Raw genomic sequence first — 24,900 nt, 5'->3', positions numbered from 1 at the left:
AGGTGAGGGTATTTGATGTCATTTAGAGGCTGAATAGTTTACTAATCGCAGAAAGCTCCGCGCAAGCGTAAATTTTCCCGCAATTCCTCGGTCATACCCACGTTATCGGCAAACTTTGCCCCCTTCACTTTTGCCCCGCTAAAATTCGCTTGAGTGATATTGACTTCAACCAAATTAGCTCCTTCTAAATTGGAGCCGATTAAATTAGCTAAAGCCAAACTAGAACGATAAAAATCAGCATAACTTAAATCGGCATTAGCTAATAAGGCTCCGCTTAAATCCGCTCCTTTGAAACTAGCATGACTGCCGTTAATTTCACTTAAATCAGCATCGGTTAAATTGGCCCCCCGCAGATTAGCTTGATAGAGATTAGCCATACCTAAAGATATACCACTTAATTCCGCTGCCAGGAGATTTGCCCCAGTAAAATCTGTTAGGGTATCCAGTTCAGCTAATTGGGCTAATTCCAGAAAATCATCACTAACAGCAGCATAAATTCCCTCGATTTGTGTCTGCAATTTCTCTAAATTTTCTGATGCTGCCGGTTGCGGTTCAACTAGAACATTATCTAATTCCACCTGCGATGATCCCAAAGAAATACGACTTAAAAAAGCATCAAATTGATTTTCCATCAGGAAAAATGCTAACTTTCGCTCTAAAATACTATGTTTATTGGGACTTAGATCGTGTTTCCATAATCCCGATGTTTCCGTGATACAGATATCGGCAGCTGTCAGCGAAAATTGCACCGTGAGATGATAAGGTTCTTCCTCCACACTGACGGTTCCTAGGTTAATCCTTTCGATCGCTCCTGTAAATATTGACTGAGGACTTTTGAAAGATAACCGCCATTGATAATTATTAATACGATTTATGTATAACTCTTGACTAGAAAGAGGATTTGGTGTTAGGTGACAATTAACTAAAAGAAAATCTAATTTTCCTCCTTTTAGTCCCCATTTGATTTCCCCGCCAAGGAGAGATTGAATTTGAGCTTGTAGGTGTAAAGTTAAATATAAATCAAATTTTTGCGAGTCGGTGGCTACTGGTTCTAGGGTTAACGATACACTATCGGGATAGCGATCAAAGGCAGCTAAAAGACGCATAATCTAAAAAAGAAAAGTCAAAATAAACAGTAAAAAAGTGGTGTTTCTCTGGCTCCAAAGCCGAGAACTCACCCCTATTTAAAACAATAGCTGATTTTCTCGATCCTCGCTGAACATTTCTTCAGCGATCGCTGAGTGATTGCCCCTGAAAATCAAGATTAAATTAGTTGACTTTCTCTTTTTTGCCGATATTGCCGTCCGCATTAAAAAACATCGGTAAAAAGCGTTCCATAAACATTTGTGGATCACGATTCCAGGCTTTTTGAGCCGCTTCTACCCGGAATAATTGCAATTTCGGGTCGAGAAGGGTTTGGGGTAAACGTTCCATCAGATATTGAGGACGTTCCCAGAGTGGCATAGTGGCGGCGATTTCCATTAAATGACCGAAGCGGCGTAATTCTGCCCCCAGGGTGATATCCATACCCGATTCATAGGCGGCCTGTTCGATCGCTGAGTATTTGGCCTTAGCTTTTTCGACTTTTTGCCGATGTTCGGGGCTTTTTTGAGCAATTTTGGCTAACCAACGATTACCCCAACGCACATGGCCCGCTTCTTCGGGAAAGATTTTGGCGATCGTTTCCTGAATTTTCAGATTTTCCGGGGTTTGTTCCCCTGCTTTGAGGGCATAAATATGGGCGGCAAAGTATTCGCATCCCCGTTTTTCCGTGACGTTAATTGCCGCTAGGGCCGCAATCAGTCCATCTTCCCTTTGTTCTTCGCCTTGGAATTGATCTTGATCGAGAAGACGTTCAAATTCATCGATATAGGACAACCCCGGCGGTTTCCCCACATCGGCCCCCAATTCGATTAATAAATCGGTTAACCAGTAGGCATGGCGGGCCTCATCGGCGACGTGACGGGAAAGCTCCTGGATCAGTTCTTTCGGTTGTCCGTCTAGGGTTTCGATCAGTTCGGTCAGGTCTTTACAGCTACGTTGTTCGTTGTAGCGGTAACGGTTGAGGGTGACAAGATGAATTTCGCGATCGCTAATGACACGCTTCATGATGTCGCGAGCGCTCATCGTCTTCTTGAATTTACGAGGGTAAGCAACGGTCATGATTTTGTATCGTTTTGTAAACGGCTTCCCGTATTCTAACGGAGTTTTTTCCCGATCTGGCAAGGGAGCGGCAAGTGGCAAGCTTTTTTCAGTGATCAGTAAACGGTAATCAGTAAACTGAAAACTTACATCTGATAACTGATACTAAATCCGGTTATTAAAGAATGATTATTTATTCCTCCTTTTGCCGTTCGGACCTCGGCGTGAGCTCGGTCGAACGCTGAGCTCACGGCCGAAGCCTATTGCCTATTGCATGAGTGCCTATCCTGATATGTAGCCTATGCTCAACGGATTTAGTATGATAACTGATTCAAGTGGGAAACAAAATTAGGTGGTGAAAAAAAGATATTTGTCAGGAGAGTCACTATAAAAACATCAGTTTTAAAGATTTTTTTGGCAATTATTTTGATTAGGAAATATTTGACACTTCCAGGGGTGACAGAGCGACTAAAAGGCTCGCTGGATAAAGCGCATAGCCGTTATACCTCTAGAAAAATCTTGATGTTTTCCAGCAGCAATTCTCATTTTGAAATAAATGATGAATTAACCCCTATTGCGAACCTCAAAGTTTAGTACAAGAGAATTATGTCGTCAGCTATAGGGCGATCACCAAAAAGAAAAATTGACCCGATTTATTATCAAAATAAAAATTTATAATTGTTGTCCGTTAAGATAAAATTAATAGGTGGAACTCTATTAGTTAGTCAAATTTCCTCAAGATGACAAAAAAGGCAGCGACCGTGTTGGGTTTCGCTTTCCCCTAGAATTGAGAGGTTTTCTTCAACATATTTATTCGCTCAACCCAACCTTGTATATTGAGAGAAGTGTTAGACCGTCCCAACCTTGGTCAGAAAAGACCGCTTCGTAGCAAGGGTCACCACCATAATCTCCCTGACAAAACTCGAACAGTCGCCGGGGTCGTGGCGAAAACAATCAATTTTTAAGCTAACAGACCGTATCGGGCAAGGATGAGTAAAATCAAGGGTATCCTCTCCAAAATAACCATTAATCCCGCCAATTTCTCAGGTTTAATCATGGAAAATATCTCTCAATGGGTAGGCATTGACATTAGTAAAGCGACCCTAGATGTTTACCTCCGTCCCCTCGGTAAAGCGATGAAAGTTGCTAACACAAAGGAGGACAGCTCTAAACTGGTCGAAACCCTAAAATCCTACACTGTCAACCTCATCGTTCTGGAAGCGACAGGAGGTTGAGAAACTGAACTGGTGATTCAATTACAAGAAGCGGATTTACCTGTAGCCTTAATCAATCCCCGTCAAGGAAGAGACTTTGCTAAAGCCACTGGTAAATTAGCCAAAACCGATGCCATTGACGCTCAAATCTTAGCTCATTTTGGCGAGGCAATGCAACCGCAAATATTAGCGGTTGAGTCGGAAGAATCTCGTCAATTGGGCGACTTAATTAGTCGTCGCCGGCAACTTGTCGAGATGCGGACTGCCGAAAAAAACCGACGGGAACGCGCTCGCGGTAAAGCTTTGGTCGATAGCGAAGCCCATCTTGAGTATCTCGATAACTGCCTCGAAAAACTCAATCAAGAAATTGAGGAATTGACCCAAGCTAACCAACAATGGCTCGAGAAAGTCAATTTACTCAAAACCGTGCCGGGGATTGGTCAAGTAATTTCTACTACTCTCGTCTCCGACTTACCAGAACTCGGTCAATTAACCGCCAAACAAATCTCTCGCTTAGTCGGTGTTGCGCCGATTAATCCTGATAGTGGTCAACATAAAGGTAAGCGGATGATTCAGGGAGGTCGCGCTCAGATTCGGGCGACTCTTTACATGGGGGCGGTGGTGGCTATGCGTCATAATCCGGTGATTAAAACCTTTTACGAACGCCTAGTCGGACGCGGTAAATCAAAAAAACTGGCTCTGACTGCTTGTGTGCGGAAAATCTTAGTTATTCTTAATGCAATGGTTCGCCAAAATCAGCCTTGGCAGCTTGCTGACAATTTACCACCTTGTTCCTAGAGATTCACACTTTTTGTTATCTCTGATCAAGGGTTGCGCTTGCTTTGGTTTAACCTGAGCGACTTAGTTTTTGCTGCGCTTTTTTTCTGGCTTGAGATTTTAGGTTCGACAGCAACTCCTTGATTGTTTTTTGAGTTACCCCTTGACAATCAAGACAGTCGCTATAATAACCCTAAAAGTTTACATCCACATGGGAAAAGGATTTAATTTATCTTCCGTCAAAGCTTCTTTTAACCATCCCATGCTAACAGGAACATCATACAATCTTCCTAGCCCTAAACGCTTCCACATATGACGCATTCCGGGGACAATGACTTTAGCTACCCTTAAACCAATATCAGGACGAGTCTGATCTAATACTAACATTTCCATCACCTTTGACTCAATCTCTATAATTTGATTGATTAATTCATTTGTTCTACTTAAGAGATTACGCCATCATACCATAAAGTGACCCTTTGAATCTAATATAAATCTAATATAAATCTCATAAAAAGTTAATATTCTGCTCAAAAAAACCTATTAGAAAAGTATTAACTTTAGAGATTGCCATTACTCAAAATAAAACTTATTCTGGTATCAAAGGTGATTGAAGAAATCACTTTTAACTCAAAAGACAACACATTTTGCTTTATAGCATTATGTCTAACTCGAAGACTTCAGCAATGGATTTTTGAGAGTGTCTTAGGAGTGTACAAGGCTAACTCAATTAGTTATCTATATCATAAGGAGTCATTTTCATGCAAGTAACCACAACACAAGCCGATTTACTGCCTCACATTTCTACTGAGCAAGGCGTTCCTCAAGCTGCAACTATGGAAGTTCCCACATCCGCAACTGTTGCCCAAGAAGCTGTATCAGGTAGTTATACCTTTTTTGGTTTTCTTGAAGTAGATTATTCTCTGTCTATTTCTCCTCCCCAAATTAAAGTTGACCTTTTTATTAATGCTTTAGGTCAAAAAATCAGAATTGCTGGGGTTGATCTTAATCCTAATCACCCCACAGCCAAAATTGGTGGTAGTGCTTTAGGCTTCAAAGCAGAAGTTGAGTTAAGCTTTGACTTTAATACTTATATATTAACAATTAAAGCCACTGGCTGCGCTCCTTTTGTTGGTTGCAAAACAGGTTCTACTACTATTCATCTTTAAAAACAAATAAGGTGATTGAACTCAATCACCTTTAACCTAACCCAAAAGACCAGACATTTTCCTTTATCGGTCTCCAATCAAATCTTAAATCAACAAAAACAACACAAGAGGTAAAAATAATGGCTAATACAATTCAACCTAGCGAGTGTAGCATTTTTATTCAAATTTGGGTGGATACCAATGCTCTTCAAAACGGCTCTACAAAAGGTGTCTATCTAGTAGATAGCAATCACAACAATGGCAGTTCACAAGAAGGAACAACCTTTCTTAAAACTAATGCTACAACTAACAGCAAAATTTGTTGGACAATTCTAAATACTAACATTAACTCTGATGTTCAACTTAGCATTGCCAATCTTTCAAATGCAAGTGTTTTTGGAGCGGGAGGTACGCCGCAACAATATCAGCCTAATATTTGGACTGGACAAGTACAAGCTAATGGAGAGGCTCAGTATTCAATAACCTTCAATGCTGAAAAAGGTGTAGGAATTACCACGACTGTTAATCCAACTCTGTCAGTGCACTCCTAAACATTCCGCATGGGGTTTCAAAAACTTTGGGCATTCAATTCTAATCAACACAATTAAACCAGAGAGACAAACCATGATTACTTTACATCCAGATCGTACTGTTATTCGCGTAGCCGAGAAACCACAATTTAATCCGACAACGGCGATTACGATTGCTGTTGACACAGCCTATGTTGCTGCACAGCAAGGTCGAAATATTAATCAAGGTATTTATATGATGGACAATATGGTAGCTAACGGTAGCTCTGGGGAAGGAACACTAGAATTACATACTAAGTGTCCTGTGGGTAGCTTAATCGGCTTTAATACAGTACCAATTAATGGTGAAGGAGCATCAGGAGATCAAGTTATTATTACTGGGTTTACAGTATCTCAGGGAAATGTTTTTACTGCTGCTGGTCAACCCCGAAAACAGCCTTCTCCTAATAAAGAACCTGATGGCAGCTATTGGATTGGACAAGCGTTAAATACAGGATCACAAACCTATCAGATACAGATCAAAGTGACAGTTGGTCAACTTCAACCTGTTTCTTATTTCATTAACTGGGATCCATTTATTACAGCCCAATAACTAAAATGTGATCGCCCCTTCTTCTCGATTAGGTTGAAACAACGAAAATCAACACTAATAAAGGTGTGTTACTGCGGTGACACACCTTTTACTATCAGCGGCGATCGCTTATATATCTCTCTATTAATCAAACTTTGGCAAGACGCGATCGCACAGGAAAAATTGTTATTCCGCCCTCAGGATATGCTACAATGCGGGATATTTCAGTTGACAAAGTGGCAATGATTTGGAACTAGCATTTGAATGGGATAAACAGAAAGCAAAAATAAATCAAAGAAAACATAACATTTCTTTTGAAGAAGCATCCACCGTATTTGATGATCCCTTAGCTGTAAATTTCGATGATCCTGACCATTCTACAGGGGAGAATCGCTATCTTATAATAGGTTTATCAGATCAAGGTAAATTTCTATTTGTTTCTTATACGGATCGTGATCATAAAATTCGTTTAATTAGTGCAAGATTAGTTACACCCAAAGAAAGGAGATATTATGAACGAGAAAATCCAAGATGAATTAGAAGATGACTTGCGAGAAGAATATGATTTAAGTCAACTTAAAAATCCTGTTCGCGGAAAATATTACCAACAGTATCGGGAAGGTCATAGCGTTACTATTCATCATGAAGATGGAACAAAAACGGTTGAACATTTTCCAGCGCAAAATGATGTAATTATTCTTGATCCTGATGTTAAAAAGTATTTTCCTAATTCGGAATCCGTTAATGCTACTTTAAGAAGTTTAATTAAATTAATTCCTCAATAATAGTGCGATGCCTACGGCACTGCATAGCAGCACGCCCCTTCTTCTCGATTGGATTAAAACAACGAAACCCAACAGTATTTAAGGTGTGTTACTGCGGTGACATACCTTTTACCTATCAGTTATAATGGAAAGGTTTGAAGCCTAGACTTTCATCAAATGATGCTCATCTCTCTGAAAAATCCTGGTATCGTATCGTACATAGTGTAATGTCGTTGTCACTACATTATGTTAAAATAATTAAGTTTGGAATTACACACCCATCTTATGAGTAGTAAAACAAAAAGTAAGACTCCGCGTAATACCCTAAATTTGCGAATTAAGCCAGAAGAACGCAATTTGATCGATATGGCAGCCAAAGTGCAAGGTAAGAATAGAACTGATTTTATTTTGGAAGCCGCGCGGAATGCTGCGGAGGAAACTTTGCTCGAACGTACTATTTTTTTGGCTAGTCCAGAGGCTTATGCAGAATTTATCGCACTTCTAGATGCACCACCTCAACCTAATGAACGTTTACGCAAAACCATGCAGACGCTCGCACCTTGGGAGAAGGAATGAATTTGACACCACCTGAACCTCTGGCTAGTTATCACTCAATCACTGATTTTTCCTGCGGAATTACTTCTCTTGATGATTGGTTGAAGCGTCGAGCTTATGCTAATCAAGCCAGTGGTGCAACTAGAACTTTTGTTACCTGCGTTGACAATAGGGTAGTTGGGTATTACGCCTTTGCTTCCGGGGCGATTAGTATACAATCAGCTAATGGTAAATTTCGGCGGAATATGCCTAACCCAATTCCAGTGGTAATTTTGGCACGATTGGCAGTAGATACTTCTTACCAAGGTCAAGGTTTAGGATGCGGTTTATTTCGTGATGGTGCGCTACGGGTTGTTAAAGCGGCTGATACCATTGGTATTCGGGGAATTATTGTTCATGCTATTTCAGAAGAAGCTAAGAATTTTTATTTGGCTTTAGGTTTTGATGTGTCTCCTCTTGAACCGATGACGTTGATGATTACTCTTAATGATTTACGCGCTTGTATTGCTTAGTGCGCTACAGGGGCAACACGGGGTCAACCACAGGGGGTTTGCCCCTACAGGTACGTTTAAGTCCAGAATAACTAAGATTCTGGGACTAAATAACGACGAGAGTTAACAAACACAGTGCGATCGCCGACGAGGGTAGGTTGGATTGAGGCAACGAAACCCAACGCTATAAATCAACAGGTGTTTTTATCATTTGTCACCTCCCTAATTACCGTAAAAGTTGCATCACTTTTTCCTAAGCAGCCATATTATTCCGCCAACAGAATAATATGGCTGCTTGTTGTAGATTAATTTTTGCCTTTTCGGTTTGTTTTAATCCAGCATATAAAAGACCACGACTACGGACTACAGTAATCATAACAATTGTCGTCGGTTGGGTTGACCCAAGGAAACCCAACAAAAAGCAATGGGAGGAGGGGAATAGCGAGCGCTCATTCAGACAGATTTAGGTGTTGGGTGTTGGGTTTCGTTCCGAGGTCTCAATCTACAAAACGATGCGGCGCTCGCCCTGAAGTTCTTTCCCAATCATCGTCGTCTATTCCGTATTTCTCTCTTAAGTGCTTCTCATCCATAGCTTTCATGCCATCATACCTTTACCCTCCTGAACGGTTACGCTTTAGGAGTTAGTATATGCTAGGATCACTGTCAACTCAGTATAAATAAGAGTAAGTAAATCAACATGAGGCTCTTCTGGTACTGACAGTTTCTTCCGCCAAATAGCCCTAAAAGTTTTGCCCGATAAGCATTTCACGATTCTATAAGCAAAAATTATCACACAAAGTCGAGAGGAGCCAACATATGAGTTTAAAACCTCAATCTCTAAGAACAAAAAAACATTTTAGCATAAATGTATTACTAATCATCGTCATTCTTTCACTAAGTATTTTTTTGAGGTTTTTTGAATTATCCCAAAAACCCTACACAACAGACGAGGTAAGAACGCTGCTTAGTTCTTCAGGATATACCAGCCAAGAGCTTATCTCTCAATCTTTTAATGGACAAATTCTTACTGTTAAAGACCTAAACAAGTATCAAGACTTTGCCAGTGAGAAAACTGACAAAGATACTATTTACGCCGTAACTAAACAAGATTCCAATCCGCCTCTTTACTTTATCCTACTTCGCTACTGGATGAAATTTTGGGGTAATTCGGTTCTAGTGACTCGCGGTTTATCTGTGTTGATAGGCTTATTACTATTACCTGTGGTTTACTGGTTATCTTTAGAATTATTTTCATCAAGTATAGTAGGTTGGATGACAGTTTGCTTAATTGCTGTTTCTCCTTTCCATATGATTAATTCTCAGGAAATTCGTTTCTATAGTCTATTTTCATTAGCAATTATATTATCTAGTTTGGCACTACTACGCAGCCTGAGAAGTAACAATAATTTTAACTGGTTAGGTTATGGATTAACTCTTGCATTAGGTATTTATTCACACGTTAATTTTATCTTTGTCTATTTTGCACAAACAGTTTATGTAATTGTTACTCAAAAATTTAAGTTTAATAAATTAATACTAAACCATATACTGGCTTCTACCATTTTATTTGTTTCCTTTCTTCCTTGGGCTTTATTTATTATTATCAATTGGAGCAAACTCACATCTGCGCTAGGCTGGATGACTAACTTTCAAATTAGTGTCTTTGAAAGAATATTAACAATTATTTTTAATACATCCACAGTTTTAGTGGATTTTAACAACCAGTTCAATTTTAAAAACCCCTTACCATATCTAATATTTATTATCATTATATATTCCTTTTGGTTTATGTATCGCAAGGCTCCATTTCATACTTTCTTATTTATAGCTCTATTAGTTATCATACCTGGTCTATCCCAGATTATTCCCGACTTTTTGCAAGGTGGTAGAAGAACTATATACTCTCGCTATCTTACTCCAAGTTATATAGGGGTTAGTCTGTCTGTTGCTTATTTACTTGCTTCCAAAGCTTTTCATGGTGTTGAAAAGCCTCTCAAAAGAAGGTTATGGCAATTGATCAGCATAGCCATAATTTCTCTAGGAATATTTTCCTCTCTGGCTATTGCTAAATCTCCTACGGGAAGAACTCAAGGAATTGTACCTATTATGAACTTACAGATTGCTGAAGTAATTAACAAATCACCTAATGTCTTAGTAATTACTGATGATATGTACCATCGAGTTCTGGCTTTAACTCACTTACTAAATTCAGATGTTTATCTACAGGTTGTCTATGGGGAAAATCAAAAGGAACTAGAAGAAAAACTATCTAAATTAGAGCAAATAGGTAGTAAATTTGACAATATATTTCTATACATCCCCTCTGATCAATTAATTCAGCAAATCGAGACTAATGGTTACAATACTCAGCTTATAGTCAGTGATAAGGATAAAAAGCGATATTGGCTTTATAAAATAACTAAGTAGGGTCTGGATTTGCCCAATACATGAATGCTAAAAAATTAACAAAACCTTGATTGACAAGCCGCCACTGGGTACACTTTCCCCTTGAAAATGGCTGTACCGTTGGCTGTATCTAGACTAGAGCGATTCCGTAGAGTTGGCTGTATAGTGATCGCTAACCTTATTAACACAGATGATGTCATTAATCTCTAGAGTCAGCGATTCCTTCTGTAGCCATGTTTTTGATGGTTTTCTCCCCTGAAACAAGCTATAATGGTGGAAGCGTCAAATTTGAAAAATTTTGGGCGTTGCTGAATCAAAATATGAATGCCAACTGTGCGGGTTCCCGTGCAAAAGTTAGTTTGGGTCTAGGTTTTAAAAATCCCAGACAAGAAGATTCCTATCTCAAATCAGCAACCCCAGGATTTCATGGGTATTTCCTCGGTTTGGGTGATTTGAGCTTCTATCAAGAGTTGGCTGAATATCGGTGTAAGTCTTGCTATAAAAGAGTCTTGGGCTTTTTTGACCAAAAAGTGGCAGAAACAAAGGTTGGGAAATCAAAATAAGCTAAGAGGTTTATCCTTTTACAATGTGATCACTAAACTGTTCCGCAGTTCCGTCGTTCCCGAAAAGAAAAACTTTGTACTTCACCATTAAGATAACTGCTATAGTATCGAGGAAAACTAGAATTGTCTATGAACACATTTACTCCCCATCAAATTGTTAGTTTATTCTGCAAAAATCGAACTTTATACGGAGAAGTAATTCAGGTTATCGAAAGTCGTTCGGCTCTTTGGGTGCGTCCTCTTTGGTTAATTATAGCCGATAATTTTGAGACCATTGATGTGCGGGAATGTTCCGATTTAATCCTGCCGATTAAGTTATTTAAACCCGCCTTAGATACGGAAGTTTTACCCCTATTTTCTCAAGCAATTAAAGATAATTATATCGCCAATATTTCCTATCCTCTCCAGGACTTTGTGCAGAAAGTTTGTCAAAATTATCCTGAATATTTTCAGAAAAATCTATGATTGACGAAGGCTACGTCAAATACAATTGTACTTGGATTACTGACCGTCCCTTAGCAAGCTCAGAGATTGCAGAATTAAATTATTGGCGCAATCGGCTCTATCGACTGGGATTAATCGGTCAATACGATAACGGAATCGGTTTTGGGAATGTGAGTCAACGAGGGAAAATAGACAAAGAAATCATTATTTCTGGCACTAACACTGGGGGAATCCCAGTATTAAATGAATCCCATTACACCACAGTTATAGACTACGATTGGAGAGAAAATCGGGTCACTTGTCGGGGAACAATCGCCGCTTCTTCGGAAACTCTCACCCATGGAGCAATTTATGAAGCGAATCCCCAGATCAATGGGGTGATTCATATTCATCATCGCCCCCTGTGGCAAAATTTGATGTATCGAGTGCCGACCACTCAAGAAAATATCGCCTATGGAACCCCAGAAATGGCCGCAGAAATTATCCGTTTATGTCAAGAAGAGCGTCTAGAGGAGCAACAAATTTTAGTGATGAGTGGTCATGAAGAAGGAATTATCGCCTTTGGGCAAAATTTAGCAAAAGCGGGCAAATTATTATTATCCTATTACCAGCAATCTCAATCATCTTGAAAGTGACCTCCTTTCCAACTCACCGCCGGGGAGACAAAAGTGGTTTTGATTTAGTCGTTTTTATGTTAACTTATTCTGTAGATTTTCGTTTTTAAGGAATGCCATCGTGATCAACATCTTCCATCATCTATCTGTCTCGATCGACTTTTCGCCTCTTACCAATGTCTTGATGACTATTTCCGAGCAAGACGTGGATATCATCGGCAATGTTCAGAAATCCTTCTCAAATTTCGTCAAAACTGGGCAAGCATTGGCCCTATTAATCGGTTTCATTGCCGGTTATATGTTTCGAGGTTTTACTTCTTATTAGCTTTTCGCCTATGGGCATTCAGCCAGAGCGAGCAATTCTTGCTATTCTTATGTTTGTAGGGTTGGAGATTTTTCTAACCTGAAGCGGTAATGCTATCAGCGCCGGATTATTCCCCAAAATTGTCCAGCATATTTTGGTTAACTTTATCCACAATCATCTAACGAAAACAGTGACAGCAAAGAAAACTTGGAGCGATCGCTTTGAAGGTAGTCTCCATCCTACGATCGTAGAATTTAACGCCAGTATTGGCTTTGATATCGAATTAATCGAGTATGATCTCACCGGATCGATCGCTCACGCTAAAATGCTCGCCTATACGGGTATTATCAGCCCCGAAGAAGCAGATAGTCTCGTCTCTGGATTGGAACAAATTCGTCAAGAATACCGCACCGGCAACTTTAACCCCGGCATCGATCAAGAGGACGTGCATTTTGCCGTAGAACGCCGTTTAACCGAAATTGTGGGAGATGTGGGCAAAAAACTGCACACGGCCCGTTCGCGAAATGATCAGGTAGGAACGGATATACGTCTGTATCTTAGACAACAAATTGATGATATTAGGCAAGAAATTCGCAATTTTCAGCAAGCTTTAGTCAATCACGCTGAAAACCATCTCGAAACCCTGATCCCCGGTTACACCCACCTACAGCGCGCTCAACCGATTAGTTTAGCCCATCATCTCCTCGCTTATTTTCAAATGGCCGAACGGGATCACCAAAGATTAGGGCAAATTCGCGCCAGGACTAATATTTCGCCCCTAGGATGTGGCGCTTTAGCAGGGACGACTTTTCCGATTGATCGTCATTACAGCGCCAATTTACTCGATTTTGAGCAGGTGTATAACAATAGTCTCGATGGAGTCAGCGATCGAGATTTTGCTATTGAATTTATGACGGCCGCTAGTCTGATTATGGTCCACCTGAGCCGTTTGAGCGAAGAAATGATTCTCTGGTCTTCCCAAGAATTTAGTTTTATCACTCTCACCGATACTTGTGCCACGGGATCTAGCATTATGCCCCAGAAAAAAAATCCCGATGTTCCCGAATTAGTGCGCGGCAAAACAGGGCGGGTTTTTGGGCATTTACAAGCGTTATTGACCTTAATGAAGGGTTTACCCCTAGCCTATAACAAAGACTTGCAGGAGGACAAGGAGGCGTTATTTGATGGCGTTAAAACCGTGCGGATTTGTTTGCAAGCGATGACGGTACTTTTAGCCACCGGGATTCAATTTAAAACCGACCGATTAGCTAACGCGGTGGCGGAAGATTTTTCTAATGCGACGGATGTGGCGGATTATTTAGCCAGTAAGGGAATTCCCTTCCGAGAAGCTTATAATTTAGTCGGGAAAGTGGTTAAAAGCAGTTTGGCAGCGGGTAAGTTATTAAAAGATTTAACCCTGACGGAATGGCAAGAATTACATCCAGCTTTTGAGGCCGATATCTACGACGCGATCGCTCCTCGTCAGGTGGTGGCGGCCCGTAATAGCTATGGTGGCACAGGTTTTGAACAAGTGCGATCGGCTTTAATTCAAGCTAAAGCCATTCTCGATCATGATTGATATTGTTAGGGGTTGGGGGATAGGTGTTAGGCAAAAGTCCTGACTTGAAAGAGGGTGTAGGGTGTGGGGTGTGGGGTGTAGGGAAGGAAACCTCTTTCTTCTGACAATTAGCGGAACCTCCCCCAATCCTTTTACTTTTGCCTTTTGCCTTTTGCCTCGTCTCAACAAGCAATTTAAATTACGAACAGCTTATATATGGGTCGTGTTTGGCATTTTATTAAAAGTGTGATGGGAATTATCTTTCGTCATCCTGTAACTGGGGTGACAATAATTCCGCTGCTTGCTGATGGTACAATTGTTTTAATCCGACGCAGAGACACCGGCAAATGGGCCCTACCGGGGGGAATGGTCGATTGGGGGGAAGATATTTTTAATAGTGCTCAAAGGGAATTAAAAGAGGAAACAGGATTAAATTTAGTCAGTTTAGGGCGTTTAGTCGGGGTTTATTCCTCTTTTGAGCGTGATCCGCGTATTCACTCCATTTCAGTGTTAATTGAAGTGACAGCTGCGGGGAATTTTCAGATCAAAGATACATTAGAAGTTAGCGAGGTGAGAGCTTTTAGCGTCGAAACTTTACCTCTAGGCAATCTCAGTCACGATAATGGTCGCCAACTAGAAGATTATCTCAAGGGTGCCACTGTAGTGGCTTGATTTTTTTCTAGTATCGGCTCTCCCAGGTTTGGTGGGTAAAATGTATTCTAGGATACAGTCCTGCTGGCGAGTGAGTGGAACGAACCACAAAAACACAAAGGACACAAAGATTGATCGATCATATTGTAAGTTAAACTGATCACACAGAACCTAGAAGAGCCAAATAACTGGAAGGTTGATACTTGGCTATGGATTTGGTAGCATGGCGGCGGAAAAAATGTGCTTATTATGGGCAAACCACAAATCTCTATCGGAATTCCCCTAGTTCCTCACCAGACCAAACCTCTAACCCCTAGAATCTGCTAAGTTACCTAGTAAATCAGTAGCGACTACACTGGTAGAAACCAAAGTGAAGAAGAAGTCAGAGATCCAAATTTTCCTAGCTCACGCTAGTGAGGATAAACCAGCAGTTTTGGCACTGTATAACCGCCTCAAGCAAGCGGGGTATAAACCTTGGTTGGATGAAGAAGACCTTATTCCGGGTCAAATTTGGCGAGATGAAATTCCGAAAGCGATTAAAGCTAGTCAGATTTTTCTCGCCTGTCTGTCAGCGAAATCGGCTAAACAGGGATACATCCAACGGGAGTTGAGGATTGCACTTGATACCTTGGGACAGATGCTACCGGGGACAATTTTTTTTATTCCTATGAGGTTAGAAGAATGCGAAATTCCTGATCTGCGAAGTGCAGAAGTTGGCTTGAATCTGCGAGATATTCACCGGCTTGATTATTGGAAAGAAAACGGATTTGAGCAACTAGAAAGAGCAATTACCTATCAGTTCAAGCTTGAACCAGAAGAGCTAAAACAACCAGTAATCGTTCCAGAAGAGCCAAAAAAACCGGTAATCGTTCCAGAAGAGCCAAAACAACTGTTATCAGTATTTAACTTTGAGATCGTGCGAGTAAATGCGAAGGGTGAGGAAATCAAAAAAGAGTCGAAACAGTCCCAATATTTCAGCGAAGATCTGGGCAACGACATCACCTTAGAAATGGTCGCCATCCCGGGGGGAACTTTCCTGATGGGAACAGAAGACGAGGAAATCGAAAAACTGGTGAAAAAATTTGGTTGGGAAGGATTTAGACGGGAAAGACCACAACATCAAGTAACTGTCCCACCCTTCTTTATAGGTAAATATCCCATCACCCAGGCCCAGTGGAAAGCGATCGCCGCAACCGCTAAAATAGACATCGACCTGGAGACAAACCCTTCTAACTTCAAAGGGGATGAGCTACCCGTAGAAAGTGTCAACTGGTATGAAGCAAGGGAATTCTGTAAACGACTATCAAGGGAAACAAAACGGGAGTATCGGCTACCGAGTGAAGCGGAATGGGAATACGCTTGTCGTGCTGGAACCACCACCCCATTTTACTTTGGGGAAACCATTACGGGGAAATTTGCCAACTACCGTGCCAGCGAAACCTACGCAGAAGAAGCGAAGGGAGAATATCGACAACAAACGACTCCCGTGGGACAGTTTCCCCCCAATGCCTTCGGACTCTACGATATGCACGGCAATGTCTGGGAATGGTGTGCCGATACTTGGCACGATAATTATGATGGTGCGCCGAGGGATGGCAGTGTCTGGACAGAAAATGGTAATGATAATCATTCTTCTCTGCGGGGCGGTTCCTGGGGCAACATTCCTGATAGCTGCCGTTCCGCGATTCGCAGCTACGACTACCGCCGCGCCGACCGCGACATCTATATCGGTTTTCGGGTAGTCTGCGTATTCGGGAGAACTCTCTAACCCTTTTCCCTTTTTCCCCTTTTACCCTCATTCCCTATTTTTTCTCTTTTCTTTTCTTTCCCGCCCTTAGGCGGGTCGATTTTTTTGAGAAAATGGCGTTAATGTTAAATTTTATTAAGGCAATGAAAGAATTATCGGTTATCAGTTGGGAAGGTGGTGTTATATTATGGGTAGTAAAGTTGCTCAAAAAGCTGGTCAGTTTGCTATTAGAATAGTAAACGCTGATAAATATCTCAGCCCAGAAAAGAAAGAAGTTATCCTGTTATAATAAAGTTAATTGATAAGTAGGTAGGCGTTAAAAATTATCAGATGCCCCCTTATCAAGGGGGATCCCCCCGCCTACCGGCACCCCCCTTATCAAGGGGGGCAGGGGGGATCGAACCTACAGTCCATTTTTCATTTAATTATAACCAGCTACTTATTTGCTTAATTTAAGTTATGAACTTCAACCTTTATCTGGAAGATGAATTAAGTCAGCAACTACAGGCTTTATCTCGCTCTACAGGCAAATCCCAGAATGCTTTGATTCGAGAAGCAATACAGCTTTTAATTACCACAAAAGAACAGTCTCAATGGTCGTCAACTATCCTTAATTTTCAAGGTATAAGTGATGGTATTGTTTTTGAAGCTTATAGAGAGGAACTTTCCCCACCTAGAGAAGATGAGGTGATTTAGTGCTGGTTTTGCTCGATACTTGTACGATTAGTGATTTTGTCAAAGGTGATAGCAACACTCTAGTGCAGATCAAAAATCACTCTCCTAGGGAAATTGCCGTTTCTGCGATAACTTTAATGGAAATCGAATATGGACTATTTCTTAACCCAGCGAAGGCAAAGAAAATAAGACCCATTCTTGACGAATTTCTTGATTCTATCTCAATTCTTGCCTTTGGCAATCAAGAAGCGATTTGCGCCGCTCAAATTAGAGCAGCTCTCAAACAATCCGGCACTCCCATTGGTGCTTACGATCTGTTAATCGGTGCAACGGCGATTACTCATAATCTTAAATTAATTACGGCCAATCCCCAAGAATTTGCTCGTATTCAAGGATTATCGTGGGAGAATTGGCGTTAAAGCTAATCGCCTAACTAATTCGAGAATATATAGGGTTTGCTGAATAAATCTAAAAACCTTGTTGGATAAAGTTTTTAGACTTTTTTTCCCTCAAAAAGTGCCGACCATTGGAGTGATTGGGGGGAAAATTCAGGGACTTTTTCCCTGAAAATTAGGTAATTGACCCCGGCTCGACTGAGCTCGCCGAACGTCCTCAAAATCGGTAAAACCCCACACCCGGCCCCCACAAGAAACTTTTTGCTGCATACCCTAAATATTGGCTTTCTCTCTTTAACGGCTGATTCTGCGAAGTTGCTCCAGAAGTTGCTCAAGAATGTCTTCCATCTCTTCCGGACTGCTGCCCATATTCCTGGCCGGTCCGCGCAGAAACTCTTTAACCGTTATCTTTTTATCGCGGAAGTCACGGACAAAATTATAGACTTTTTCGGTGGATTGAACTTGTAATTTCATCTCCTCTAGCATTTGCTCAATCGGGTCGATGCCATCCTTCTCACAAGCGCGACTGGCCCTCACCATCTCGCCTTCCGGGGTATTTCGCACCGAGCGCAGTTCTCTTTTCAGGTTCTCGTATTGCTTTTTAAGTAGTTCGTTATTGGTTTCAACCTTCTCGCACTGTCGTTTAAGGTCGCTTTCCGATGAGCCTTCAACCGCGAAAGAGTCCCCCATTTGATGCTGTCGTTCGATTTCCAGCAGTCTGGCAATATCTCCCTCTTTATAGGCAAGGTTGACTTCCTTCATGATCTCATTGTGACGCATCCGAGTTTCGGGATCCGTAACCTTGTCGGGGTGAAAAATCTCGGCCATTCTCAGGAAAGTGCGGCGTATTTGTCTAGATTCAGGAGATTTAGGCGAGCTTTCAGGTGATATCTCTGTTCCATCATCGTGACGGCCATAGGAGTCTCCCCCAGAGAAGAAATCCTGCGCGGATTGCTCCGATGCTCCTTCTGGTTCTTCGTCTCCGAAAAGTTCGTCTAGTTCTTCATCTCCATCGTCAAATTTTGGGCTAATCACCCCCGTTAACTGAAGTGTCTCGTAAATTCCGAGAATGCTTTTCTTTGTCTGCTGCCCCATTTTTCTAGCAGTGAGGATTTCGTCAAAAAGGGCGTGTATTTCGCGGTCGAGGTCGGTAAGTTTTTCATAGAGGGGTTGCCCTCTCTGGAAAATCTCCGTCGCCAGGGAACGCATCTGGTCGAGGAATTTCTTCAGTTCGGTGCGTTTTCTGCCAATCTGCTTGAGGAGCCACTGATGCTCCTCCTCTAAAGCTTGGAGACGAAAATGTAGGGAAGAGAGAGCCAAGGAAGGAGAGGTAGGCGAATCAGAGGAGTTCAGTGATTTCGGCTTTTTAGATCTGGTCATTACTTTGGGGTGAAAGCATATTGTCCATTCTACCAAGCCGGAAGGAGCCGCATTCGTAAAACTCACCCTTGGCTCATTTTGTTGTTTCTCCCTACTCCCATCACCCCATCACCCCTGCTCCAGCGCCCTACGGAAACCTTTTTAAGTGGCTAGAAGCTAGATATATCAATGGTCTTAATTAATTCTTATCAATCGAATTAAATTTTTGTAAATAAAATTCTCGATCAGATTAATTATTTTTTCCAAATTCCGCTAGACTTATTTAGTAAGTTCAATCGAGATTCAATATTCCATAGCTAAATTTCTATAGCACGGGCTAGAAGGGAAGTTTAGCGAGGGATTCCTTTACCCATAATTCAGCACACATACTTGCTTTAGCAGCAGGCAGGAGATTCTATGTCAAATTTTTCGAGACGGAAATTTTTAACCACGGCGGCAGTTTCAGCGGCAGGGGCCGTTGTCCTCAAAGGTTGTTTGGGTAATCCCCCCGACACTACGGGTGGAACCACCACCACCGCGCCCGCTTCCCCGGTTGCTTCTCCCGTAGCGGTAGCCCCCGGAGAGGCCCCCGAAACCACCAAAATTAAATTAGGTTATATCCCGATTGTTGAATCAGCACCCTTAATTATTGCCAAGGAAAAAGGCTTTTTTGCTAAACACGGGATGCCCGATGTGGAAGTCTCCAAACAAGCAAACTGGGGATCCGCTAGAGATAACGTCGAAATTGGGGCAGATGCGGGCGGAATTGACGGAGGACAGTGGCAAATGCCCATGCCTTACCTGATTTCCGAGGGACTAATCACCAAAAATAACGTTAAAGTCCCCATGTATGTGTTGGCGCAGTTAAACACCCAGGGTAACGGAATTGCGATCGCGGGTAAACACGAGGGCAAAAATATCGGTTTAGACCTAAAACCCGCCAAAGATTACATCCTCGGCATGAAAACGACGGGAACTCCCTTCAAAGCCGCCTATACTTTCCCGAAAGCTAATCAAGACTTCTGGATTCGTTATTGGTTAGCCGCCGGTGGTATTAACCCCGATACGGATATTAATCTAATTGCGGTTCCTGCCGCCCAAACCGTGGCCAACATGAAAACGGGAACCATGGATGCGTTTAGTACCGGCGATCCTTGGCCGGCGAGAATTGTGGCTGATCAGATCGGTTTTATGTCAGCTTTAACCGCAGAAATCTGGCCTTATCACCCGGAAGAATACCTCGCTATCCGCGCCGATTGGGTGGATAAAAACCCGAAAGCCACTAAGGCACTATTAAAAGGAATTATGGAGGCGCAGCAATGGCTCGATCAAGAGGCAAATCGGGCAGAAGCGGCGGCAATTCTCGCTAAACCGGCTTATTTCAACCTCAAAGAAGAAATTATCGCCAGTCCCCTCAAAGGAATGCAGAAAATGGGTGACGGTAAACCGGAAATCACCGACAAAAATAAAGGGGTTTTCTACTGGAAAGATCCCGCCGGTAGCGTTTCCTATCCCTACAAGAGTCATGATCTCTGGTTTTTAACCGAAAGTGTTCGTTGGGGTTTCTTGCCGAAAGAAACTTTAACCACTGCCTCCGCCTTAATCGACAAAGTTAACCGCGAGGATCTTTGGAAAGCGGCAGCTACAGAATTAGGAGTTCCCGCAGCTGATATTCCCACCAGTACCTCCCGCGGTGTCGAAAAATTCTTTGATGGCAAGACTTTTGATCCTGCCAATCCCCAAGCTTATCTCGATAGTTTGGCGATCAAAAAATAGCGAGCTTTTACCGATAGGCTAGGGGCATAAAATATCTAGTCTATTAATCCCAAAAGTGTTTTCTTCTCTTCCCAATCAAGTAACTTTATCTTCAACAAAGGAAAACGGCAAAATGGCAAGTAGCGTCAGCAGAAAAAGTAACGGTGGTTTCAACTTCAGTAAATTCTGGAAAAAGCATTCCCAAGACATTCTTCCCCCCATTATCGGTACCTTGGGTTTTCTGATTGTTTGGCAATTAGTCTCGATGGTGGGATTAATCAAATTACCCCCCCCATCCGACCTAATCACCAATGAACGGACTCGTACTTATTTAATGTATCCTTTCTTTGATCGTGGCGGCATTGATAAGGGACTATTCTGGCAAACTTTAGCCAGTCTGCAACGGGTATTAATCGGTTATTCTTTTGCTGCGGTGGTGGGTATTGGAGTTGGGATTATGGTCGGTTTAAATTCTTTCTTAAATAAGGCACTCGATCCCCTTTTTCAATTCCTGAGAACAGTTCCTCCTCTTGCTTGGGTTCCCCTATCTTTGGCCGCTTTACAACAAAACCAACCTGCCGCTTTATTCGTTATCTTTATTACCGCAGTTTGGCCGATTTTGATTAATACCACCGTCGGTGTCCAACAAATTCCCCAAGACTATATCAACGTTAAACAAGTCTTGCAATTGTCCAGCAAAAAATTCTTTTTCAAGATATTAATTCCCTCGGCTCTTCCCTACATCTTCACTGGTTTGAGAATTGCGATCGGTTTAGCTTGGTTAGCGATTATTGCGGCTGAAATCGTTATGTCGGGTATCGTCGGTATCGGTTTCTTTATCTGGGATGCCTACCAAAATAACTACATCAGCGATATTATTCTCGCGCTGTTTTATATCGGTGGTGTGGGTTTATTGCTCGATCGCTTTATGGCTTGGTTGCAAAATCAAATCGTTCGTCAATAGGGAATCAATGGGGAAACTTTCCCCATTTCTAAATAACTGAAACTTGAGCAAATTTAAGGAGAAAAAACTATGAGTTTGTTTGTCGCTGTCGATAACATTGATAAAGTATTCCCCCTCAGTGGTGGCGGTGAATATGTGGCCTTAAAAGGTATCGATTTACAGATCAAAAAAGGAGAATTTATCTCCCTCATCGGTCACTCTGGTTGCGGAAAATCCACCCTCTTAAACATGATCGCTGGTTTAGATTTGCCCACGGAAGGGGTGGTGACTTTGCAAGGTCAAAGCATTAAAAAACCAGGGCCAGATCGCATGGTAGTCTTCCAAAACTATTCCCTTTTACCCTGGTTAACCGTCAAAGAAAATATTACTCTGGCCGTCGATCAAGTTCTCGCCCAACTATCAGAAGACGAAAGAAAAGCTGAAGTCGAAAAATATATCGATCTGGTCAATCTTCGTCATGCAGTGGATAAACGTCCCAACGAATTATCGGGGGGGATGAAACAACGGGTAGCGATCGCTCGCGCCCTAGCCATCCGCCCGAAAGTCCTGCTTTTAGATGAACCCTTTGGGGCGTTAGATGCCCTGACTAGAGGTAATCTACAGGAACAGTTAATGCAGCTGTGCGAAGAATACCAAATGACCTCGGTAATGGTGACGCACGATGTGGATGAAGCGGTGCTATTATCCGATCGCATCGTCATGCTCACCAATGGCCCCGGCTCAAAAATTGGCGGTATTTTGGAAGTGGATATCCCCCGTCCCCGCAAACGCATGGAAGTGGTGGAACACCCCAGTTACTACAGTCTCCGGAGTGAAATTATCTATTTCCTCAACCAACAAAAACGGATCAAAAAACTACGCGCTCGCAAAGTCGAAGTGATTGCCCGTCACGGTTTAGAAAAAGTCAATCTAGAGATCGGTTTTGTTCCCCTCACCGCTTGCGCGCCCCTAGCAGTGGCCAAAGAAAAGGGATTCTTCACTAAACATGGTCTAGATGAGGTGAATTTAGTCCGGGAAACCAGTTGGCGAGGCGTTGTGGATGGGATCGCGGGGGGATTCCTCGACGGGGCGCAAATGCCTTCAGGAATGCCCACCTGGTTAACCGTCGGTGGTTATCAGGAGCAACCTTTGCCGATTGTCAGCGCCCTGACGATGACTCGTAACGGTAACGGTGTCACCCTCGCTAAACGCTTCTATGACGAGGGAGTGATTGACGGTAACGCCTTAAGACAGATGCTATTGGAATCGAGGGATCAGCGCCATATTTTTGGCATTGTTCACCCCTCCTCCATGCACAATTTGCTCCTACGTTACTGGTTAGCGGCAGCGGGAATTGACCCCGATAAAGACGTTCACCTCGAAACTATTCCCCCAGCCCAAATGGTAGCCGACCTGAAAACCGGTAGTATTGACGGTTACTGTGTCGGTGAACCTTGGAATCTCAGGTCTGCCATGGAGGGTATCGGTTACACCGTCGCCACCGACTTAGAAATCTGGCAGGGCCACCCAGGTAAGGCCCTGGGAGTCCGGGAAGATTGGGCCAATAAATACCCTAATACCCACGTTGCTTTAGTTAAAGCACTACTGGAAGGTTGTCGCTACTGTGCCGAGGAAGGGAATCAGGAAGAAATTCGCCAAATCCTCGCCAGTCGTCAGTACCTTAGTACCAATATCGATTATATCCAACTGGGTGATCCCAACTCCTACGCGTGCAGTCTCGATCAACCGATGAAAGAATATGCACACCATCTGTTCTATGGAGAAGGGGTAAATCGTCCCAGTCGTACCGAACACCTCTGGATGATGACCCAAATGGCGCGCTGGGGCCACATTCCTTTCCCCCGTAACTGGGTAGAAATTCTCGAACGCGTCTGTCGGGTGGGTGTCTTTAGTACCGCGGCCCGGGAATTGGGTCTAGGGGATATTAAATATCGTCGCACACCGATCCTTTTATTCGATGGTATCGAGTTTGATGCCGAGGATCCGATCGGTTATCTCAATAGTTTAGAGATCAAACAAAACATCACCATGGCCGAAGTGGCTATTGATGCTCGTCCTAGTGCCAGTGAATCTCGCAAAATTGCCTAAAAATCGACTAAGGGGATAATTCCTAGCCAATTATCCCTAGCCATTGCTCCTATTATCTAATTTCCGCCAAAGACTAATCATGTACACCACCACCGACACCGTTAACCGGGCAACCCAGGCCCCCAGTAAAGAAGCTTTTGTTACCATTGAAGGAGTTTCTAAGGTTTATCCCACTCCTAGAGGCCCCTACACTGTCCTCAAGGATGTTAATCTCAACATCAATGAAGGTGAATTTATCTGTGTGATCGGTCACTCCGGTTGCGGTAAATCCACCCTATTAAATATGGTGTCGGGTTTTTCTTCTCCCACCGATGGCATCGTTAAAGTTAACGGTAAGAAAATTACTAAACCCGGGCCCGATCGCATGGTAGTGTTTCAAAACTATGCTTTATTGCCTTGGTTAAGTGTTTTTGAAAATGTCTATCTCGCGGTAGATGCGGTGTCTCCCAATGCCCCAGAAGCACAAAAACGCTCGATCGTGCGCGAACATTTAGCTATGGTGGGTTTAACCGAAGCTATGGACAAAACCCCTCCCCAAATCTCCGGGGGGATGAAACAACGGGTTTCGATCGCCCGGGCCCTTTCTATCCGTCCAGAAGTGTTGATTCTCGATGAACCTTTCGGTGCCTTGGATGCGATTACCAAAGAGGAATTACAGGAAGAATTGCTGAAAATCTGGCAAGATAAACGCTGTACGGTGTTGATGATTACCCACGATATCGATGAGGCCCTTTTCCTCGCTGATAAGCTGGTAATGATGACCAATGGACCGGAAGCGAAAATCGGCGAAGTGATGAATATTCATTTCCCCCGTCCCCGCGATCGAGAGAGAATTATGGAGGATCCGGAATATTATCGTCTGCGTAACTATGCCCTCGACTTCCTTTATAATCGTTTCGCTCACGATGATGTCAGCTAGATGCGAGCATTTGTATTAGTTTTGGGTGCGGTTGACTTAATAGCGATCGCACCTAGATTTTTTTTTTAGGGAAGCCTTCTTCAAGTAAAATTATGTCTAAGTAGGTAGATTTTAAAAATTGTCAGACACCCCCCTTATTAAGGGGGGATCAAGGGGGGATCAGCACTCCCCTTATCAAGGGGGGATCAAGGGGGGATCAGCACCCCCCTTATCAAGGGGGGATCAAGGGGGGATCAGCACCCCCCTTATCAAGGGGGGATCAAGGG

General features: G+C 42.6%; 25 protein-coding genes and 2 pseudogenes. 22 read left to right on the top strand and 5 right to left on the bottom strand.

What is annotated here, in order from left to right:
• Positions 1–41 precede the first annotated feature (41 nt).
• Positions 42–1,106: a pentapeptide repeat-containing protein gene (locus IM462_RS15565; protein WP_287700131.1), complete on the bottom strand. Its 1,065-nt coding sequence runs from the start codon at positions 1,104–1,106 to the stop codon at positions 42–44.
• Between the two features lie 163 nt (positions 1,107–1,269).
• Positions 1,270–2,163, bottom strand: a complete 894-nt coding sequence (locus tag IM462_RS15560) for a ferritin-like domain-containing protein (protein WP_042790771.1) — start codon at positions 2,161–2,163, stop codon at positions 1,270–1,272.
• Positions 2,164–3,197: 1,034 nt separating this feature from the next.
• On the opposite strand from IM462_RS15560, the pseudogene IM462_RS15555 reads away from it, so the two are divergent.
• A pseudogene (locus IM462_RS15555) lies at positions 3,198–4,154 on the top strand (IS110 family RNA-guided transposase).
• A gap of 180 nt (positions 4,155–4,334) precedes the next feature.
• On the opposite strand, the pseudogene IM462_RS15550 reads toward IM462_RS15555, so the two are convergent.
• Positions 4,335–4,541 (bottom strand): annotated as a pseudogene (locus IM462_RS15550) (YcaO-like family protein); the annotation flags it as partial.
• 353 nt (positions 4,542–4,894) lie between these two features.
• Here IM462_RS15550 and IM462_RS15545 point away from each other — a divergent pair.
• The 7 genes from IM462_RS15545 to IM462_RS15515 all read left to right on the top strand — a co-directional run bounded on the left by IM462_RS15545 (position 4,895) and on the right by IM462_RS15515 (position 8,213).
• The gene (locus IM462_RS15545; RefSeq protein WP_002798105.1) at positions 4,895–5,302 is read left to right on the top strand and encodes a hypothetical protein; all 408 of its coding nucleotides are present in this window, start codon (positions 4,895–4,897) and stop codon (positions 5,300–5,302) included.
• A 119-nt stretch (positions 5,303–5,421) separates the two neighbouring features.
• Positions 5,422–5,832 carry a DUF8788 domain-containing protein gene (locus tag IM462_RS15540; RefSeq protein ID WP_002798103.1) on the top strand — a complete coding sequence of 137 codons (411 nt, stop codon included), beginning with the start codon at positions 5,422–5,424 and terminating at the stop codon, positions 5,830–5,832.
• Between the two features lie 73 nt (positions 5,833–5,905).
• Positions 5,906–6,403, top strand: a complete 498-nt coding sequence (locus IM462_RS15535) for an AidA/PixA family protein (RefSeq protein ID WP_002798101.1) — start codon at positions 5,906–5,908, stop codon at positions 6,401–6,403.
• Positions 6,404–6,629: 226 nt separating this feature from the next.
• Complete coding sequence (locus IM462_RS15530) at positions 6,630–6,917, top strand: BrnT family toxin (protein WP_072924714.1); 288 nt, start codon at positions 6,630–6,632, stop codon at positions 6,915–6,917.
• Positions 6,895–7,167, top strand: coding sequence for a hypothetical protein (locus IM462_RS15525; RefSeq protein WP_002799473.1), 273 nt, complete (start codon positions 6,895–6,897; stop codon positions 7,165–7,167). Before IM462_RS15530 ends, IM462_RS15525 begins: the two co-directional genes overlap by 23 nt.
• Before the next feature lie 264 nt (positions 7,168–7,431).
• Positions 7,432–7,722 carry a type II toxin-antitoxin system TacA family antitoxin gene (locus tag IM462_RS15520; protein WP_002799472.1) on the top strand — a complete coding sequence of 97 codons (291 nt, stop codon included), beginning with the start codon at positions 7,432–7,434 and terminating at the stop codon, positions 7,720–7,722.
• The gene (locus IM462_RS15515; protein WP_104396702.1) at positions 7,719–8,213 is read left to right on the top strand and encodes a GNAT family N-acetyltransferase; all 495 of its coding nucleotides are present in this window, start codon (positions 7,719–7,721) and stop codon (positions 8,211–8,213) included. Before IM462_RS15520 ends, IM462_RS15515 begins: the two co-directional genes overlap by 4 nt.
• 232 nt (positions 8,214–8,445) lie before the next feature.
• Here IM462_RS15515 and IM462_RS15510 read toward each other — a convergent pair whose 3' ends face one another.
• The gene (locus tag IM462_RS15510; RefSeq protein ID WP_287703141.1) at positions 8,446–8,568 is read right to left on the bottom strand and encodes a hypothetical protein; all 123 of its coding nucleotides are present in this window, start codon (positions 8,566–8,568) and stop codon (positions 8,446–8,448) included.
• Between the two features lie 440 nt (positions 8,569–9,008).
• Between IM462_RS15510 and IM462_RS15505 the strand changes: the two genes are divergently transcribed.
• The 10 genes from IM462_RS15505 to IM462_RS15460 all read left to right on the top strand — a co-directional run bounded on the left by IM462_RS15505 (position 9,009) and on the right by IM462_RS15460 (position 17,573).
• Positions 9,009–10,619 carry a glycosyltransferase family 39 protein gene (locus tag IM462_RS15505; RefSeq protein ID WP_287703139.1) on the top strand — a complete coding sequence of 537 codons (1,611 nt, stop codon included), beginning with the start codon at positions 9,009–9,011 and terminating at the stop codon, positions 10,617–10,619.
• Positions 10,620–10,840: 221 nt separating this feature from the next.
• Entirely contained in the window at positions 10,841–11,161 is a 321-nt protein-coding gene (locus IM462_RS15500) for a hypothetical protein (protein WP_287715364.1), read from the top strand.
• Between the two features lie 129 nt (positions 11,162–11,290).
• Complete coding sequence (locus tag IM462_RS15495) at positions 11,291–11,626, top strand: hypothetical protein (RefSeq protein WP_287703136.1); 336 nt, start codon at positions 11,291–11,293, stop codon at positions 11,624–11,626.
• Positions 11,623–12,234: a class II aldolase/adducin family protein gene (locus tag IM462_RS15490; RefSeq protein ID WP_287703134.1), complete on the top strand. Its 612-nt coding sequence runs from the start codon at positions 11,623–11,625 to the stop codon at positions 12,232–12,234. The genes IM462_RS15495 and IM462_RS15490 overlap by 4 nt, the downstream gene beginning before the upstream one ends.
• A 106-nt stretch (positions 12,235–12,340) precedes the next feature.
• A complete protein-coding gene (locus IM462_RS15485; protein ID WP_287703132.1) occupies positions 12,341–12,544 on the top strand; it encodes a hypothetical protein in 204 nt (67 codons plus the stop codon).
• A gap of 169 nt (positions 12,545–12,713) precedes the next feature.
• Positions 12,714–14,102, top strand: a complete 1,389-nt coding sequence (gene argH, locus IM462_RS15480) for an argininosuccinate lyase (RefSeq protein ID WP_287703130.1) — start codon at positions 12,714–12,716, stop codon at positions 14,100–14,102.
• A 195-nt stretch (positions 14,103–14,297) separates the two neighbouring features.
• On the top strand, positions 14,298–14,753 hold the full coding sequence (locus tag IM462_RS15475) for an NUDIX hydrolase (RefSeq protein WP_287703128.1): 456 nt from the start codon (positions 14,298–14,300) through the stop codon (positions 14,751–14,753).
• Between the two features lie 349 nt (positions 14,754–15,102).
• A complete protein-coding gene (locus IM462_RS15470) occupies positions 15,103–16,500 on the top strand; it encodes an SUMF1/EgtB/PvdO family nonheme iron enzyme (RefSeq protein ID WP_287715361.1) in 1,398 nt (465 codons plus the stop codon).
• Positions 16,501–16,938: 438 nt separating this feature from the next.
• Complete coding sequence (locus IM462_RS15465) at positions 16,939–17,175, top strand: ribbon-helix-helix protein, CopG family (protein ID WP_287703124.1); 237 nt, start codon at positions 16,939–16,941, stop codon at positions 17,173–17,175.
• Complete coding sequence (locus IM462_RS15460) at positions 17,175–17,573, top strand: type II toxin-antitoxin system VapC family toxin (protein ID WP_287703122.1); 399 nt, start codon at positions 17,175–17,177, stop codon at positions 17,571–17,573. Before IM462_RS15465 ends, IM462_RS15460 begins: the two co-directional genes overlap by 1 nt.
• Positions 17,574–17,843: 270 nt before the next feature.
• On the opposite strand, the gene IM462_RS15455 is transcribed toward IM462_RS15460, so the two are convergent.
• A complete protein-coding gene (locus tag IM462_RS15455) occupies positions 17,844–18,929 on the bottom strand; it encodes a molecular chaperone DnaJ (RefSeq protein ID WP_287703120.1) in 1,086 nt (361 codons plus the stop codon).
• Positions 18,930–19,325: 396 nt separating this feature from the next.
• Here IM462_RS15455 and IM462_RS15450 point away from each other — a divergent pair, with 396 nt between their 5' ends.
• The 4 genes from IM462_RS15450 to IM462_RS15435 all read left to right on the top strand — a co-directional run bounded on the left by IM462_RS15450 (position 19,326) and on the right by IM462_RS15435 (position 24,634).
• A complete protein-coding gene (locus IM462_RS15450; protein WP_287703118.1) occupies positions 19,326–20,684 on the top strand; it encodes a CmpA/NrtA family ABC transporter substrate-binding protein in 1,359 nt (452 codons plus the stop codon).
• Between the two features lie 112 nt (positions 20,685–20,796).
• The gene (gene ntrB / locus IM462_RS15445; protein WP_287703116.1) at positions 20,797–21,627 is read left to right on the top strand and encodes a nitrate ABC transporter permease; all 831 of its coding nucleotides are present in this window, start codon (positions 20,797–20,799) and stop codon (positions 21,625–21,627) included.
• A gap of 69 nt (positions 21,628–21,696) precedes the next feature.
• Complete coding sequence (locus IM462_RS15440; protein ID WP_287703114.1) at positions 21,697–23,715, top strand: ABC transporter ATP-binding/substrate-binding protein; 2,019 nt, start codon at positions 21,697–21,699, stop codon at positions 23,713–23,715.
• Between the two features lie 79 nt (positions 23,716–23,794).
• A complete protein-coding gene (locus IM462_RS15435) occupies positions 23,795–24,634 on the top strand; it encodes a nitrate ABC transporter ATP-binding protein (RefSeq protein ID WP_194017350.1) in 840 nt (279 codons plus the stop codon).
• Positions 24,635–24,900: the final 266 nt, after the last annotated feature.

This window comes from Microcystis sp. M144S2 (assembly GCF_020246065.1).
Taxonomy (GTDB): Bacteria; Cyanobacteriota; Cyanobacteriia; order Cyanobacteriales; family Microcystaceae; genus Microcystis; species Microcystis ichthyoblabe_A.
Note: the sequence above shows the minus strand (reverse complement) of the source record. Positions and strands in the feature narration are given on the sequence as shown.